Genomic DNA, 15,390 nt, shown 5'->3' with positions numbered 1-15,390 from the left:
TATAAAAAACAATATGTTACGCTGCCTCAAAACTCGAAGTCCGACAGTCTGCTAGAATCGTCGGGAAATTTTTTCGGGACGGTTACGCAGTTCACATATATAACTTATTTACCATTTTTCAGGTTGGCTGGTGTATTTACGTTTTTGATATGCAAAAGCACCCCGCCGGGCTGTAATGCGATAGTTTCAATAATCCCTCCACCTAGAATAGATAGGTTCCGGGCGAGCGCTGCATTGTTGGCTTGCCGTGGATTGAATAATAAGTGGGTAATGCTGCGCAGCATGGTTAGCTGAGTCTGCGGGTCCTGGGCTGCGGGGGGTAAAGGCAAGGTATCGCATTTACACGCGATCATAGTACGGCTTGGCCATTGGCTGGCTACACGTAAAAGAACAGGATTTTTTTCGCTTTTGTCCTCTTCAGCGATTTTACGGGCATTTTCAGCCTCTTCAGCAAAAATATGAATTAATTGGTCTTCTTCAGATAGAAAGCCGGACTGTCGAATTTGGTAGTGCCTTTTATCTGCCTGCATAAATACTGTGGAAAGAATAATAATAAATAGCATCATCAAGCCACGTTGCTGCGCAAATCCCTTACCTGCGCGAACATGATGTACTTGTAACAACAAAGGAATTCCAAAATACAAAATAAGGCATAACGCAATTATGCCCCACGCCGAATCACTGGTAGTAATTCCCAGCGTCAACCCAATAAGAAAGGTGCGCCCCGTAAAATCTGACCATAGGTTGCGGTATTGTTTGATCACGACAATTACAAGCCCCGCAAGCATGAGCCCTCCTACTGCCCAGCTGACAGCTGGTATTTCACTGCCTAAAGATGATCCGAGCACAGTAATTGAAAGACTTTTAATAGGGTTTTGGAACCATTCGACGTAATTCCAACCTCTTAACATGAGTAAGGTAAAGAGAGCAGCAAAACTGACGCCGATAAAAAAGTACTTCTGCTGCTTCTGATCCAGTGGTTCTTTATACCATGACCAAAGTAGGGCTAATGGATAAGCCAGGCCAATGGGATGCAGACTTACGCTAAAGGCGCTGACCAGTAATTGGGAAAAATACCAGCCGCCACCTGGGCGAGGGTTTAAGCGATACTCCACATTCAACCATGCGCCAAATGCAAATGCCGGCAACAAGTAAATGCCGGGAGAAAGTGTATCAATTTGTTCCAGCATCAACGGCGATACAATCAGCAAGCCACTGGAAATTAATGCACTTTCAGCATTGACGCTGTGTCGGTTCCAAAAATAAAGTAACCAAATAGCAAAGGCTAGCAAAAGTGTAGTGAAAACTTTGGCAGCAAAAACATTGCCTGTCCAAAGAAATGCCACAGGTAAAAACAACAATGCGCGCAAATCGGGCGCGCCAAAAGTTACAACTGAAGCTGCCACCTGATCAGCTATTGACCATACTAATAAAAGTGATTTGGCAGAACCCTCATCTAAATTGTAAAGGTCTGGGCGCAACAAAAAAAGGATCGCCACACCCCATAATGACAACGAAAGATATCCCCAATAACGAAGAGGGATACGCGACAAGAGGGTATTAATGTTCATAATCAGCATTATTGTTTAGTTTAGGTGCACTATGCCTTGACAAGGTTAAGCGTAGGGTTTTATTATATCACTGCATTTTTATATCACTGAATTTTAGTAATTGCTGGTATCTCAAACTATCAATTGCCAGAAAGAATTCGGTTGCAGAGTAAATGTGCTTGAAAACATCCGAGTTCCGCTTAAAAAATTAGCAAAAAATATCTAAATATTTTAGATAAAAAACCGGGGGAGGAAATGCAAAATGCAAAGAAAGTCAATACCATCTAGATCCTTTTGGATTATTATAATTGCGGGATTTGTAACGGGTATGGGTAATGGCAGCGTGTTCGGAGCTGCCCTTATGTGTTGGATGGGGCGTGCAGGATTCGAAGATTGGGGTGGTGTTGGTGCTGGTTCATATATACCTACAACATTTAATGGTTTTATGACTTTCTGGATGCTTGCATTTGGCTTTGTGTTTTGTTTAATGCTGGCGCTTGGTTTAAAGCGTCACGATGTGATCGAAAATGCACGCCATGGTTAGATAGTGGATTGGTCTGTTTAAAAAGTTGCTTTAAAATCTGACGACTATAAATTAAGGAGGGGAAACATGCTACCAATAATAGCAGGGACGTTCTGCATGCTTTTGGCATTTTCTAGTATGTGGCTATCGTGGTATGTATTAATGCCGCACAAACGTATTCATTTGCCGGATGGTACTGATACTTTGGGTGAGGTGGTGGGCGGTACAGTGGGCGAGATAGTTCAAGAAGAGATAAATACGATAGCGCCGCATAAAACGTCAAGAAAATAACCCTTTAAAATTATAGTGGAATTAACGCAAATTGCGGCAGCCATTAAGACTGCCTAGAGCTAAAAAAGGAGATGCAGCATGATTCTTAAGTATTTGTTTGCTAAAAATGAGGCTATCCCGGTCGGTTCGGCGGCGATTTTCTTCGGTTTTTCTGCCATTATTTGGTTTATGATCGGAACCGGGTTGGGGTCATTCAACGCGGCCAAGCTTGCTTTCCCTGATTTTGTAACGGGGACGGAGATGTTTGCCTTCGGTCATATGCGTCAGGTGCATGTACTGGCGGTAATCTTTGGCTGGATTTCGATGGCGTTTGCAATGGCCATGATGTATATCACCCCGATACTGGGGAACACAAGGTTGTGGTCAGAAAAGCTTGGTTTGTGGAATTGCATGATGTGGAATATCTCCCTTCTTTTGGGTCTGACTCTGTTGTGGATGGGAGTGACCTCAGGGCGCGAATATTCTGACTTCCCATGGCCGCTGGATCTTGCTGTAGCTGCATTTATATCTATTCCTTTGGCGGTTAATGTATGGATGACCATAATAAAACGTCGCACCCAAGGTATCTATACGACTAACTGGTTTTTTGCGGCATCAACTTTTATGTTGATTATCGTATTTTTGGTTGGAAATCTACCGGAATATTTTCATCTTACTGGCCTAACCGAGGCTTACATGACGTGGTGGTTTGCGCATAACGTTTTGGGATTGTGGATTACTCCCGTTGCTGCAGCGATTGCCTATTATGTTATTCCAAAGGTGACTGGTAATCCATTGTATTCTCACCGTATAGGCCACTTACACTTTTGGTCGATTGTTGTGTTTTATTCAACTCCTGCCGCGCACCATTTGATGTCGGCCCCCTTGCCTGAGTGGCTAAAATCTTTCGCTTCTGTGGAAGGCGTTTTGATTCTGGTGCCAGCGATTGCATTTGTGTCAAACATACTCTTGACCATGCAGGGTAAATGGAACATGTTTGTCGAGAATCTTGAGGTGCGTTTTACCGTGGTCGGAGTGTTGCTGGCTATTCCACTCAACATGCAGGGTGGTTTCCAGCAAACGCGCTCGATCAACTGGTACATTCACGGTACAGGTTGGATGGTGGCGCACGCGCATCTTGCTTTGTTGGGGTTCTCGACGTTTCTTGAGGCTGCAGCCGTATATCTTGGTTTGCAAACATTGATGAAACGCAAACTATACTCGTTGACGTTAGGAAACCTGCATTTTTGGTTGTTGTTAATTGGATTCAGTACCTACTGGATATCAATGACGATTGCCGGGTTAATTCAGGGTGCTGGTAAAATTTATGAAGTGCCATACATTGATGTCGTGATCGCGGAGCATCCTTATATGATCGCCCGTTGGTTGGGCGGTACTATGGTATTTTCTTCAACCATTCTTTGGTTATACAACATGTGGATGACTGCGCGTGAAGGTACTGTTATTCCGGCCGGACGTATGCCACATGAATTGGCCTACGAACGTTAAACCTAAAACTTTAAGCCAGGATCTGGGGAGAAAATAATGAATTTTAGAGAGTATAGGATTGGTTCCAGAGCGTTTGGAGTAGCATTTGGGTTGTCGATGAGCATTACCTTGTTTTTTCCAAGTTTTGATCTTGCAGCTTCAATCGTCTCCGAGGTTGGCTTGGATAAGCAACTGACTTCGGGGTGGGATTCAGGCTGGCAAATTGCAGATCCATTGCTGAACGGATTGAATAAGCCATTGAAAGTGCTGGTCAGAAAAGATCCGAAAACCGGTGAACCGATGGAGCCGGTGTACGCTTATGTATATCCTGCAGGAACGTCATTGCCGAACGGTGTGACTCACACTGCTAACCTGGGTAAGGGAGTTGAGGAGCTTAGTGTCAAGCAAGGTCGCGTAACAGAAGCAAAAAAGGAGAACGGTGCTGTATTCCTAATTAAGAAGAGTGACCAATTGCTGACTTTTGAGGACAAGCCACTTTCATATATGGAAAATGCGACAGCCACAAAAGGCTGGACTCCAGATGAGGTTTTAAAACAAGCTGCAGATTCAGATGTTTTACACGCCGGATCTGGAAAAACCATGTTTGTACGAGAGGGTTGTTGGTGGTGTCATACATTGCTGCCTGAACAAACGCAAGATTGGCAAGTATTTGGCGCCCCCCCTATGCTAGGTGATTTTAATGGGGAATCTCCAACAGCATTTGGATCTGACCGCAAAGGACCAGATTTATTGCATGTGGGATCACGCAATGCGTCGAGAGAGTGGATGATGCTGCATTTCTTTAATCCGCGTTTAGTGCAACCGCATTCCATCATGCCGCGTTTTGATTATTTATGGGGCGAGGTCGACGCTGATGGTAAAAAAATTGATTTCAAAAAATGGCGTTCTGAGTACGATGAGTATCGGGAAGGTAAAATCACTACTCCTCCAGACGTGCCCATGTACGCTAAAGATAGCGAAATTCGGAACTTGATTGATTTTGTTGTAAATCTGAAATAATTTAAGGGGGACGATATGCCTTGGGTATTTAATGAACCGCTGGTAACTTTGACACATGAAGACACTGTAGCTCGATCCAAACAGCTTTGGGAGGCTGAGGATCTTGGTGGGATGACAGAGGATAACAATCGTTTACCTGTGCCTGTTGTTGTTCTTGTCTTGTTAACAATCGCAACGGCATTCTTGACTACTATTCCTCTATGGGGGCAGCGTCCAACAGCTGCTATTTACGTTGATTATATTAAAGCGATGGACACTCCTGAAATCCAGTCGATACTAGAAACCCAGGGTGATGATGCGGCAATGAAGCGTATTGTTGAAATTAATAAAGATAGTCCACTCAAGGCTCAGCAAGGTCGACATCCGGTTAGTATGGATGATTTGCGTGTTATCAAGCCTCAAATTGAGGAAATAATGAAGCTTCCAGATGTGGATCTTAAGGATTACACTGTTGTAGGACCACTGGTGAAAATTGCTAATTTTGAGGGCAATTACCGCCCTAATGGTAAACGAGTGCGTCAACAGCCTTGGTGGGATAAGGGGTTCACGATTGACTTGTTTTATCTTACGATGTTTTTTCTTGGTGTAACAATCACTGTGAAACGGTTACCACCCTATCATTGGCAGCCTCGCCATCACGATAGTGATCCTCGTCACGGCGACAGGCGACATAACGTTTAATTTCTAACTATATTCAGGAGGCATCAAATGATAGATTTTGATTATGGACCCCCAGTATTTGCGGGAGTAGTGGCGATTGGATTTTTGGCTCCGTTTTTTTATAGTTTTTTTGTGGACCATTATGATAAGAAAAGTCCTCAAATAAGGTCGAATAAAAGTTAGCATTGCTGTTGCAAGCTAAATGAACAAGGTATGCCGCCGCTATGGCGGCATAATCTTTTTTACAAGGATATGAATGGAGATAATTATTTATTCATTTCTTGAAGGATTAAATGTAGGTAGTGTTTTAAATGTGTTAGCTAACACAGCATATTCACCAAAATTAGATCTAAGCATAGAAGGGATGCGCAGCCAGCAATTTAGCACGGGTGTGTTTTTTTTCATGTTGCTGGGAGTATTGGTGTTTTCTGGTATCGTATATATGGTGATGTTTGGAGATCATGCGCCAAAGAAAATGAGATCTGGCGAAAAAGTGATGTTTGGCCTGATAATTACAGGCATCATTGTTGCCGTCATTTTCGGCGGATTACAAATGCTGGGTGGAAATCTTTTCTAGATTATCTGCTAGGATGGTTACCTAACAATCAACTGAGGAAAATATGGAAAGCTACTTGCAATCGTTGGATGATGGATGGTCTATTTACCTATGGCTAATTGTTGGTGGACTTATTATTATCGCTGTCATTTACTGGATTAGGTGGGGAGTGAAGAATGAGCAATTCGATGAAGATATCAAGTATCTAGTATTTGATGAGGACGATAGAGAAAAAATGTCACCTCAAGAATATGCAAAAAGTCGCGAGGTTAATGCCGCACAGATGCTAAGCCGGGAGCGTGTATTAAAGCGTCAGGAAAAAGAAAAGCAACAGGACCAATGAAACTAGGCGAAAAAATTGTTTTTGTAGTAATTGCAATTGTGGTTGTAGGTTTTATGGGGCGTAATCTATGGCGTCTCAATACTATTCAGGAAGTCGATAAAGGTATCCCCTATTACAGCACTGCATCAGCTACTCTGGAGCGCGCTGCTATGGATATATATCGCCAACAAAATTGTAAAAGCTGCCATTCATTGTGGACGGTGCGTGATCTTATGAAAGCCGTCCCCGCCCCAATACTGGATGGTATGGGCTCTTTGCGAAGTGAAGACTGGTTATACCAGTATTTTTCAGCGATCAATCCTCAGGCAATATTGCCATCCCGCTTAAAGAAAGAATATCAAATGCCATCTTATGCGCACCTGCCGGAAAGTGAACGGCGACTTCTGGCACGCTATATGGCAAGCCTGAAGGTGCAAGATTGGTACCTTGAAGAAACACGTAAAGCCGAACATGAAGTACTTACAGGTCAAGAGTATCACCCATGAGTAAATTGCCACCCTTGACCGGAGCCAGATTTCTCAGCGGGGTAGTGGCAGTTATCATGGGCTGTGCGCTGAACTACATTGGCGACCGCTTACTTGGAGTAAAAATAGAGTTATTTCGGGGCATTCTTGACTTCAATGGTCTGTGGGTCATAGATATGTTGGTGCTACCTTTTTTTGTCGGAGTATTGGTTGCTATCATTTTTGGGCTTGGCGGCAAATGGTTATGTTACTTCCCGCCGCTAATAGTTAAATCAATTAGTTATTTGGATAGTGTCTATTTAAGTGGAATTCCGGAAGATGCATCGCTAATTCCATTTGGTATGTGGGCTTTGTTTGTGACTGTTGTTATGACTTCGGCAGCTTTCGGTGGGGTCATGGGTGAAATCATGGTGAAAGGAACTTACGGAAGAAGTCCGCGAGATCTTTTGTATAAGCAACGTTCCGACAACAGAGAAAGTGATATTTAGATGGCAGTTACTTCTGCGAACAGAAAAACTGTACTTCCTGCTGCAGATTATGCACGTCGCAAACGTTACTTATCGGCTACTTTTGTAATTTGCTTTGTCTTGTTAGCAATTGGGATTACCCTTTATGTGGTGAATCAGGGATTCGAACGTATGGGTGAAATGCGCACGCGTGCAACTTATGAATTGAAAGATGAATCATCGCACATACGCGCTGCTGGTGAAGATTTAGTATTGCATAGTGTGCATGAGGCCGAAAAAAATTATGCTGTAGGATACAGTGCTACGGAAATTGAAAACTTGCTCTCCAAAGAGGAGTGGCTTGAAATAGATAGTATGGTATTGATCCCTGATGGAGCTTTTTCGATGGGTACAGACTTAGAGCGTGCAGATGCACAAAATCGTCCGCAGCATACAGTTAAGTTACCTGCCTTCTGGATAGACAAATATCCTGTAACTAATGCGCAATATGCCAAATTTGTAGTCGCTACTTCACACCGTCCGCCGCTCAACTGGAAAAAAGGAAAAATTCCTTCAGGCGAAGCGTTGCGCCCCGTTACTATGGTGTCTTGGTATGATGCAATAGCTTACGCCAAGTGGGCAGGCAAGCGACTTCCTTCTGAAGCGGAATGGGAAAAATCCGGTCGTGGAACAGATGGTAGGCGCTGGCCGTGGGGTAACAAGATGGAACCGGAGCGGTTAAATACTTATTACAATGTGGGTTCTACAACCAACGTGAATGCTTATCCAAATGGCGTTAGTCCATATGGAGTAATGGATATGGCGGGTAACGTGAATGAGTGGACAGCGGATGATTTTACGCCTTATCCAGGATCTGACGCGCCGTCAGATTTATTTAAAGGAAAAATCGTGCGGGCGACAAATGCAAAAGAGATTGACATTGTGCCGACTGGGGGAAGCTACAAGGTATTGCGTGGTGGCTCATGGAAGGGGGATCCATTCTCGTCCGCAGTATTTCATCGAAATTTTGCTTTTGCAAATTATGCTTCCGATTTTTTTGGATTTCGCTGTGCAAGTAATCTCGGGGTAAAGGACAAAAGAGAGTGAATATGCTCAAAATCGTGCGGCACCTGGGAATGGTTCTTGGTCTCGCATTGACTTCTGCGAAAATGTGCTATGCAGTGGATAGCTACCGTTTTCTCCACGTGCATATTGATACGCTTTGGTATATTTTTTTATTCCTGCTGGGTGTTCTTTTTGTTCCCTTTATTCTGATGGCGGTGTTGACATGGCACTATGCGGAAAGCAAGGCCGATCCGAAAGAGCAGCAGACAATTTCAGTCGAGAGTGAGAAATAATGACTAGTGTAAGGGGTAGCTCCTATCCAAGTCTAATAGCGTGCTGGCTGATTACAGCAGTGTTGTTTTTATTTTGTGCTACACCAACTGCGCGAGCTGATGAAAATGTTCAGAAGGGTGATAGCGCCAAGGTAATGGAGGCGTTTGAACAGCAAGCCAGTCAGATTAAAGTAGATAGGCCCTCAACCATACAAAAAAAACATTTGACTATGTTTTTGTTGGGCGTGCCGTTGTTAATCTTGCTTCTAATTACTGGGGCGCTGGGCATCGCTATGGGAATATATGGTAAGCAAGTATTTGTGTTGCATATGATTTCTGCTGGGCTTACTATCACGCTGGCTTTTGTACACGCTATTGTGGGCGTTATTTGGTTTTATCCTTTTTAATTCAATTACAGAACGATCTGGCTTCATATTTTTGTCGACGCTTAGCCCCGTATCTGTTGCTAAATTCATGTTTCGATATTCTTTAGTTCGTTTTGAGTGCTGCGCTTGTGCGTATTGAATGGTGTCCCTTTCCCGCTTCCCCTGCCTGTCTAGTTTGTTCTTAGATGAATTTGTTGTGATAGTAGATTGCAATCTCGCTCGGCTTAAACGGGGAAAGTCGTTTTCTGCAGAGCATATTTTTTATAGACGCAATTCTGAAGCGTTGACATTTCGTTCCTTGCATCAGATGAATCTCAAGACAAGTCGGAGTTGACGCATCAAATAAGATTTCATCGAGTTCTGGCGTTGTCGCTTTTCCAGCGGCTCAGCGTTACTTAGAGGTATGGATGGTCAGTGCGATGCGAAGTCGATTAGAGCCCGTCAAAAAATAACGCGTATGCTGCGTCTGCACTTGCAGAGTTTGCTCAATTGCGCTCGCTATTAGATCCGCAATTCGGCTGCCGAGGCCTTCAATTTTACTAAGTTATATTTAACAAGTTTATTTTTCACATTCTTGCGCTGTAATCAGCATTTGTTTTAATTATATTGTTACCTATTTAAGGTTAGTTCATGCTGGTGAAAGAGTCACAATCAATAGTTTCAAAGCGTAGTTATTGGCCGCTGGCAGCGCTGTATGGATTATTCGGTCTGACTAGCGTGGCATACGAGGTATTGTGGGCGCGCATACTTTCTTTGCAATTTGGTGTGAGTATTTTTGCGGTGGTGCTGACCGTCGCTGCATTTATGGGGGGGTTGGGGGCGGGAAGTTTGTTTGCGGTACGCCGGGCTTCCCAAATCAAAAGGCCTTTGTTGTTGCTTGCTGCATTGGAAGGTGGTATTGCTGTTTACGCTTTACTCTTGCCTCTGATTCTGCAAATGACATCGGCGGGAATGGAATATGCGGCGGGACAACTTTCGTTATTTCAATGGTATGGTCTTATTGCTAGTGTTGCATTGTGTTTGTTGCTATTCCCAGCTTTCATCATGGGGGCAGGATTTCCGTTGATTTTAGCATCCCTGGGAAATAGGCCGGAGCGACTAGGGAAGATTTACGGTTTAAATACGCTAGGTGCTGCTTGTGGCGCACTCTTGCCACTTTGGCTGCTGCCTGCCTTGGGTTGGGTCTGGGCAGTCAGAGTAGTTGCCGCGATTGGCTGTTTGGGAGTTGTTGCGCTGTTGCTGCTTTCATCGCGTTACACCACAGCGCAGGTTACCGAGAAAAGCATTATGGCAAGCCGACCTCGTTTAGCTTTTCTGTTCGCATATGCCGGGATCGGTGCGGCAAGCCTGATCTTGCAAATAGCTTGGACGCGATTGTTCGGCATGGTGATGCTACGCACCGAGTATGTGCTGACAGTGATTCTGGCGTCATTTCTGTTGGGTATTGGTATAGGCAGCTTGATCGCGCCGCGCCAGCACAGGCAAGCGTGGTTTGTAATCTTGCCCATTGCTGCTGGAGGATTCACCATACTAAGTTTATGGTTGCTTCCTGCGCTTTCGGCATGGGTGGAGCGAGCTGAATTTGCATCTTTATTTGAAGCATTGAGAATGCAAGGGTTACTACTCGCGCTGCTAACTCTGCCTGTTACACTGGCACTTGGAGCTTGGTTGCCTTTGTTAAACAGCCGCTCGAATGGCGGTGGGATATGGTTATATGGAGCTAATTCACTGGGTGCCGCGCTCGGCGCGGTAGTTGCGGGGGTGGTACTGATTCCGGTTTGGGGCAGCGCTGCTACGGTGGCGGTGGCAGCTTTGGCGTTGTTGATCCTGGGTTTAACCTGGGCGCAGTCGCGTACCGCATGGCTTGCCGTACCGTTTTTTTTAATGGCAGCGTGGCCAGTTGTAAAATTACCGCCAGTCAATATGCTATTGCCGCAGGCGCAAGCGGGAAGCAGGGATCTATATTTTTATGAAGATGCCATTTCGATGACTCATGTGGTGGAGCAACAAGACGGGCAGCGTGTATTGCTGACCGATTTGCAGAGAATGGATGCTTCAACTGATCCTACAGCGGTGTTCGTGCAGTCCAATCAAGCGCGTCTTCCATTGCTCTTGCATGAGCAGCCTCGCTCGGTACTATTTCTCGGATTGGGTACTGGAATTTCCGTGGCTGGTTCTCTAGCGTTTCCTAATTTAGAGCGTAGTGCTGTTGAATTGTCACAGGGCGCGATTAATTCCGCAGCGAGTTGGTTTGCCCCATTAAATCGCAACGTGCTGCGTCAAACCAAAGTGGAACGTGACGACGTACGGCATTTCCTAAGCGCGAGTCTGGATCAATACGACGTCATAATCGGCGACGTGTTTCATCCGGATCTGGCTGGTTCAAGTTCTTTATTATCAGTGCAGCAATTTCAGCGCGTGCGTAATCGCCTAAGCGAAAACGGACTATTTGTTCAGTGGTTGGCGCTCAATCAATTCGACAATAAATCTTTAAACGTGATTTTTAACAGCTTTCGGTTGGCTTTTCCAGATGCGCAAATATTTCTCGATGGAATGCATTTAGCCTTGGTTGGCCCACGGCAGAAGTTTATGGGGGCGCAGGGGCTGTTGCATAATTTGCAGCGTATGACCTTGGGGCAACAGGATGAGGCGACTGCAGGCGAAGGGGGGTGGACTTGGCTTGGACGCTATTGGGGGCCATTGCCGGGTAGCCGAGAACAGGTACAAGACGAGTGGTCGCCAGTGATTGAATTCCGTCTGCCGCGCGCACGCTACGCTGGTGAATTAGATGTGGCAAATTTATTACAGATTTTGCTGAAAACCAGGCCGAAAATGGAAGCCGCTGCAAATTTGCTAGGCATTCATGACAACGATAAAGATGCTTTTGAACGCGCCTACGTAGCAAGCGAGCTGATGACGCGTAGCTGGCTTGCGGCTGCTCGTGGCGCAACGCAACAGGCTAACCAGCTAACGCACTTGGCGTATAAGGCGAATGCAAAAGATCGCTGGATTGCTTATGCGTTGGCTGATAATATGTTTTCATCTTTAGCGCAAGCGCGTGAGCATGGTTTGAGCGAGAAAGAGGCGTTGCAGAAAATTTTGCGTCTTAATCCATATCACGTAGAAGCGGTGCGTGCATTGTGGCGAATTGAGCGTAAAGCTGGTGATGCACACGCGGAATTGAGTCGTGCGCACATACTGGAGCTGAGCCCGCTTGACCGTGAAGCAAATACGACAGGGAATTAACTTAAATATGGCCAGTGGCGTAAAGTATAAATCTATTTCCAGTATCCCGGTCAAGGTTATCGGCACGGTCGTAGGTTCCAAGCCAGCCTATTCCGAATACCGTTGGAAGCGGCGGTTGTTGCAGATGCTGGCCCTGATCCTTGTTGTATTGATTCCGGCTAGCGGCCTATTCCGAATTGATCCGGGTGCGGCCGCTTTTGTTGTGCTTGATCGGCAAATATGGTTGGCTGATTTTTCCTTGGTAACCGGGGCATGGCTTTTTTTGGCGAGTAGTTTGGTGTTACTGTACTCGACTGCAGGTACTGTGTTTTGCGGTTGGGTTTGTCCTCAAAATACTATGGCCGAGTGGGCCAACAATCTTACGCACAAACTATTAGGTAAGCATGCCGAAGTAAGCTTAACCGGCGAAGCGCCGCGCGTGGCGGGTGCCAAGAATAAGATTATGAATTGGATGCTGCTTGGGGTTGCATTTTTGGGGGCGGCTATGTTTTTTGCGCTAATCCCATTGTTTTATTTCTATCCGCCAAGTGTAGTGTGGTCTTTCGTAATACTGCAAGAAAATGCCAAGTTGGCGGGATCGCTGCATTGGATTTATGCAGTATGTGTCGTGATCATTTTCATAGACATTGCGTTAATAAGACATTTCTGGTGCCGCTACGCCTGCATTTACAGGGTTTGGATGCATTCGTTTAAAACCAAGCAGACTTTGCATGTAGCATACGATGCTAGTCGCAGCGATGAATGCGTCAAGTGTAATTATTGTGTCACTTCTTGTTTTATCGATCTGGATCCGCGGAAAACCGATATTTATGACAGTTGTATCAATTGCGGCGATTGCGTTGATGCTTGCAATCGCTTGCATAACAAACAAGGAGTCCCTGGGTTATTACGTTTTGATATGCTTGAACGCACGAATAAAAGTGTAAATAAATTTCGTGGCGTCGCAATTTCTTTGTTTGCCCGAATGGGCTGGACGACTCCCTTTGTGGTATTGGGTGCGACAATGTTTATTTGGGGATTATGGTCATATCAACCTTATCATGTAGCAGTGGGCAATGCGGATATTCAGCAAGGTCGCACGATTCAAGAATATCGCATTGCGCTTGCCAATAAAATGTATCACTCAGCGGAGCTACACGTGCGCGTGTTAGGTTTGCCGCCGGGCAGTTACCAGCTTAGCGCTGAGGACATTAAATTATCACCGGTCGGACGAGAATCGCTCGTGCTTTCCATCGCGCGGGATCTGCCACGAGGGTTATATTCTATTGTGGTGGAAGTTTCCGCAGGTGATACCTGGATGGGGCGATTCCCTGTTCAACATTTTTCCGAACAAAGGAGAAAACTATGATAGCCAGCGATATTCGTGAAAAAGCTCAAGGTTTATCGAAAGTAGATGAGCCGCGCTGGGGTGAGAAGCCAGATGATCATTTTGGCTATGCTTCTGATGAAGAACGTATGGCCAAACGCGGGCTTGAAGATTGGGAACTGGTAGAAACCATTCCTGAATCGCAAAAAAATATACCCTATTGGTTTATTGGAGTGACTGTTGCGGTGTTACTGGTTGCGGTAGGTTTGAGTTTCCCTTTTTGGGGCCTTCGTCCGGGTGATGAGCGCCCTTGGGTGGACTGGGGGTTCATCATAGCTTTGTTTTATGTTGCCGTCGGAAGCGCTTTTGTTCGCTTCATGGTTAATTTATATGGATCGTCGATTGGCGGCACGCTGGATTCAGATAAAAATAATAAAGAACAATCCCATGAACTCAATGCAGAAAAATAATTTGCATACCATGGTTAACCGACTGCGAAGCACAAATATTAAATATATTAAACTATTTTTTTTGGTGCTGTTAGCAGCATGTGGTGGAGACCGAGTTGCTGATACGCAACCGCAAAAGTGGCAGGATGCGGAGGTACGAGTCGAATCCAGGCCCAGCCCACCGCGTCCTGGAGTAAACGAGTTTTTGGTGATAGTGACTGGTGAACGTGGACCGGTCCATGACATTATGGTTTCGGTGCGCACTGACGACCATGACCAATGGATACAGGCAATACAAGATGGGGAGGTAGGTGTTTACCGCAGGGCGGCGAAAGTTGCCCCAGGCACTAGGTCCGTGTTACAGGTGCAAATAAAACGCAACGGCGCTGAAGGAGTTCTGCGCTTCCCGTTGAACTTATCGCCTTAGCAATAAACAGTTCTTAAGGATTCCGGTCTTTATTTTTAAGTGTGAATAAGACATTAGCAAGGTAGATGCAAAAACCTGTCGCCATGATCATTCCTGAGCTGGCTACGATGGGTCCATAAAAGCGGTGCACTTGTGCCATAGCTTGCAGGTTATTGTCTAGTAATAAATTTCCTTCCAGGATGCCAAATACCACTTGCGTAGCATAAAAATAAAAGACACCGATCGTTGTCCACCAAAACGAATGGTTTATCAAGCGCAAAGAGTAAATCGTTTTTCCGCTAATAATGGGCAGTAAATAATACATGGTTCCCATTGCCAATATCACTAGCCCCCCGATTAAGTTTATGTGCGCATGTGCCAGGGGATCTATCATGTGTCCAGGGCCACCATAAGGGCTGCCGATAGAATCCAGCCAAGCTCGTATGGACGGAATCACTTGCAACATACCATGCATTGCGCCGAAAAAAAAAGAAATTGTGGAAACCAACAAAAACTTGATCAAGTGGGGGTATTCAGTGTTGTTTAAACGCATGGGAAGTATAGGTGTGATGCTTCAATAACGAAAGCACGGCCATATGGCCGTGCTTATGCGAATAACAGGATAACGATTTTTATCGTTTTAAATATTGAGAATTTGTAATGGTAGCTGAGTAATATTTATTTATTACCTTTTTGGCCCTCTACAATCCGTTGGATACCCAAGCCAGACAAGACCGTGGCGAGAATAATGCCAGTTCCGAAAATCACTATGGGAACTAATACTTCCATAATATTACTCCTTCTATCGTTATTTTAAATAACCATTGTTACGTCTTTTCGAAGTGTATCTAAAAGACATTCGTTACGCAAGTATTTCTCACAATCTGTTAGCCCAAAGTAGTAATGTCCGGTTTCTCCCAAGTAGAAATGTCCGCTGGTG

Annotated in this window: 18 protein-coding genes; 16 read left to right on the top strand and 2 right to left on the bottom strand. The window is 45.1% G+C overall.

Going from position 1 to position 15,390, the window contains the following annotated elements; translation table 11 throughout:
- Positions 1-104: 104 nt before the first annotated feature.
- Positions 105-1,571 carry a hypothetical protein gene (locus MJ768_RS00215; RefSeq protein WP_239287191.1) on the bottom strand — a complete coding sequence of 489 codons (1,467 nt, stop codon included), beginning with the start codon at positions 1,569-1,571 and terminating at the stop codon, positions 105-107.
- 241 nt (positions 1,572-1,812) lie between these two features.
- On the opposite strand from MJ768_RS00215, the gene MJ768_RS00210 reads away from it, so the two are divergent.
- The 16 genes from MJ768_RS00210 (at position 1,813) to MJ768_RS00135 (ending at position 14,471) form a co-directional block, all read left to right on the top strand.
- Positions 1,813-2,094: a hypothetical protein gene (locus MJ768_RS00210; protein ID WP_239287189.1), complete on the top strand. Its 282-nt coding sequence runs from the start codon at positions 1,813-1,815 to the stop codon at positions 2,092-2,094.
- A gap of 66 nt (positions 2,095-2,160) precedes the next feature.
- A complete protein-coding gene (locus tag MJ768_RS00205; protein WP_239287187.1) occupies positions 2,161-2,364 on the top strand; it encodes a hypothetical protein in 204 nt (67 codons plus the stop codon).
- 78 nt (positions 2,365-2,442) lie between these two features.
- Positions 2,443-3,852 carry a cbb3-type cytochrome c oxidase subunit I gene (locus tag MJ768_RS00200; protein WP_239287185.1) on the top strand — a complete coding sequence of 470 codons (1,410 nt, stop codon included), beginning with the start codon at positions 2,443-2,445 and terminating at the stop codon, positions 3,850-3,852.
- A 36-nt stretch (positions 3,853-3,888) separates the two neighbouring features.
- On the top strand, positions 3,889-4,851 hold the full coding sequence (locus tag MJ768_RS00195) for a cbb3-type cytochrome c oxidase subunit II (RefSeq protein ID WP_239287183.1): 963 nt from the start codon (positions 3,889-3,891) through the stop codon (positions 4,849-4,851).
- A gap of 15 nt (positions 4,852-4,866) precedes the next feature.
- On the top strand, positions 4,867-5,532 hold the full coding sequence (locus tag MJ768_RS00190) for a hypothetical protein (protein WP_239287181.1): 666 nt from the start codon (positions 4,867-4,869) through the stop codon (positions 5,530-5,532).
- 235 nt (positions 5,533-5,767) lie between these two features.
- Positions 5,768-6,088 carry a hypothetical protein gene (locus tag MJ768_RS00185; RefSeq protein ID WP_239287179.1) on the top strand — a complete coding sequence of 107 codons (321 nt, stop codon included), beginning with the start codon at positions 5,768-5,770 and terminating at the stop codon, positions 6,086-6,088.
- 43 nt (positions 6,089-6,131) lie between these two features.
- The gene (locus tag MJ768_RS00180; protein WP_239287177.1) at positions 6,132-6,410 is read left to right on the top strand and encodes a hypothetical protein; all 279 of its coding nucleotides are present in this window, start codon (positions 6,132-6,134) and stop codon (positions 6,408-6,410) included.
- The gene (locus MJ768_RS00175) at positions 6,407-6,895 is read left to right on the top strand and encodes a c-type cytochrome (RefSeq protein WP_239287175.1); all 489 of its coding nucleotides are present in this window, start codon (positions 6,407-6,409) and stop codon (positions 6,893-6,895) included. Before MJ768_RS00180 ends, MJ768_RS00175 begins: the two co-directional genes overlap by 4 nt.
- Entirely contained in the window at positions 6,892-7,362 is a 471-nt protein-coding gene (locus tag MJ768_RS00170) for a hypothetical protein (protein WP_239287173.1), read from the top strand. Before MJ768_RS00175 ends, MJ768_RS00170 begins: the two co-directional genes overlap by 4 nt.
- A complete protein-coding gene (locus MJ768_RS00165; RefSeq protein ID WP_239287171.1) occupies positions 7,363-8,427 on the top strand; it encodes a formylglycine-generating enzyme family protein in 1,065 nt (354 codons plus the stop codon). It begins immediately after the preceding gene.
- Positions 8,424-8,678 carry a hypothetical protein gene (locus tag MJ768_RS00160; RefSeq protein WP_239287169.1) on the top strand — a complete coding sequence of 85 codons (255 nt, stop codon included), beginning with the start codon at positions 8,424-8,426 and terminating at the stop codon, positions 8,676-8,678. Before MJ768_RS00165 ends, MJ768_RS00160 begins: the two co-directional genes overlap by 4 nt.
- On the top strand, positions 8,678-9,064 hold the full coding sequence (locus MJ768_RS00155) for a hypothetical protein (RefSeq protein ID WP_239287167.1): 387 nt from the start codon (positions 8,678-8,680) through the stop codon (positions 9,062-9,064). The genes MJ768_RS00160 and MJ768_RS00155 overlap by 1 nt, the downstream gene beginning before the upstream one ends.
- Positions 9,065-9,673: 609 nt before the next feature.
- Entirely contained in the window at positions 9,674-12,289 is a 2,616-nt protein-coding gene (locus MJ768_RS00150) for a fused MFS/spermidine synthase (protein ID WP_239287165.1), read from the top strand.
- A complete protein-coding gene (locus MJ768_RS00145) occupies positions 12,264-13,637 on the top strand; it encodes a 4Fe-4S binding protein (RefSeq protein ID WP_239287193.1) in 1,374 nt (457 codons plus the stop codon). Before MJ768_RS00150 ends, MJ768_RS00145 begins: the two co-directional genes overlap by 26 nt.
- A complete protein-coding gene (locus MJ768_RS00140) occupies positions 13,634-14,065 on the top strand; it encodes a hypothetical protein (RefSeq protein WP_239287163.1) in 432 nt (143 codons plus the stop codon). The genes MJ768_RS00145 and MJ768_RS00140 overlap by 4 nt, the downstream gene beginning before the upstream one ends.
- On the top strand, positions 14,052-14,471 hold the full coding sequence (locus tag MJ768_RS00135) for a hypothetical protein (protein WP_239287161.1): 420 nt from the start codon (positions 14,052-14,054) through the stop codon (positions 14,469-14,471). The genes MJ768_RS00140 and MJ768_RS00135 overlap by 14 nt, the downstream gene beginning before the upstream one ends.
- A 13-nt stretch (positions 14,472-14,484) precedes the next feature.
- Here MJ768_RS00135 and MJ768_RS00130 read toward each other — a convergent pair whose 3' ends face one another.
- Positions 14,485-14,973, bottom strand: coding sequence for a cbb3-type cytochrome c oxidase subunit I (locus MJ768_RS00130; protein ID WP_239287159.1), 489 nt, complete (start codon positions 14,971-14,973; stop codon positions 14,485-14,487).
- Positions 14,974-15,390: the final 417 nt, after the last annotated feature.

Source organism: Candidatus Nitrotoga sp. 1052 (assembly GCF_927312905.1).
Taxonomy (GTDB): Bacteria; Pseudomonadota; Gammaproteobacteria; order Burkholderiales; family Gallionellaceae; genus Nitrotoga.
This window is presented reverse-complemented; position numbering and strand designations above follow the sequence as displayed.

What these genes read in the sequence shown, in the direction of transcription:
- MJ768_RS00215 (WP_239287191.1), bottom strand. Translation starts at nt 1,571, where the DNA reads ATGAACATTAATACCCTCTTGTCGCGTATCCCTCTTCGTTATTGGGGA.
- MJ768_RS00210 (WP_239287189.1), top strand. Translation starts at nt 1,813, where the DNA reads ATGCAAAGAAAGTCAATACCATCTAGATCCTTTTGGATTATTATAATT.
- MJ768_RS00205 (WP_239287187.1), top strand. Translation starts at nt 2,161, where the DNA reads ATGCTACCAATAATAGCAGGGACGTTCTGCATGCTTTTGGCATTTTCT.
- MJ768_RS00200 (WP_239287185.1), top strand. Translation starts at nt 2,443, where the DNA reads ATGATTCTTAAGTATTTGTTTGCTAAAAATGAGGCTATCCCGGTCGGT.
- MJ768_RS00195 (WP_239287183.1), top strand. Translation starts at nt 3,889, where the DNA reads ATGAATTTTAGAGAGTATAGGATTGGTTCCAGAGCGTTTGGAGTAGCA.
- MJ768_RS00190 (WP_239287181.1), top strand. Translation starts at nt 4,867, where the DNA reads ATGCCTTGGGTATTTAATGAACCGCTGGTAACTTTGACACATGAAGAC.
- MJ768_RS00185 (WP_239287179.1), top strand. Translation starts at nt 5,768, where the DNA reads ATGGAGATAATTATTTATTCATTTCTTGAAGGATTAAATGTAGGTAGT.
- MJ768_RS00180 (WP_239287177.1), top strand. Translation starts at nt 6,132, where the DNA reads ATGGAAAGCTACTTGCAATCGTTGGATGATGGATGGTCTATTTACCTA.
- MJ768_RS00175 (WP_239287175.1), top strand. Translation starts at nt 6,407, where the DNA reads ATGAAACTAGGCGAAAAAATTGTTTTTGTAGTAATTGCAATTGTGGTT.
- MJ768_RS00170 (WP_239287173.1), top strand. Translation starts at nt 6,892, where the DNA reads ATGAGTAAATTGCCACCCTTGACCGGAGCCAGATTTCTCAGCGGGGTA.
- MJ768_RS00165 (WP_239287171.1), top strand. Translation starts at nt 7,363, where the DNA reads ATGGCAGTTACTTCTGCGAACAGAAAAACTGTACTTCCTGCTGCAGAT.
- MJ768_RS00155 (WP_239287167.1), top strand. Translation starts at nt 8,678, where the DNA reads ATGACTAGTGTAAGGGGTAGCTCCTATCCAAGTCTAATAGCGTGCTGG.
- MJ768_RS00150 (WP_239287165.1), top strand. Translation starts at nt 9,674, where the DNA reads ATGCTGGTGAAAGAGTCACAATCAATAGTTTCAAAGCGTAGTTATTGG.
- MJ768_RS00140 (WP_239287163.1), top strand. Translation starts at nt 13,634, where the DNA reads ATGATAGCCAGCGATATTCGTGAAAAAGCTCAAGGTTTATCGAAAGTA.
- MJ768_RS00135 (WP_239287161.1), top strand. Translation starts at nt 14,052, where the DNA reads ATGCAGAAAAATAATTTGCATACCATGGTTAACCGACTGCGAAGCACA.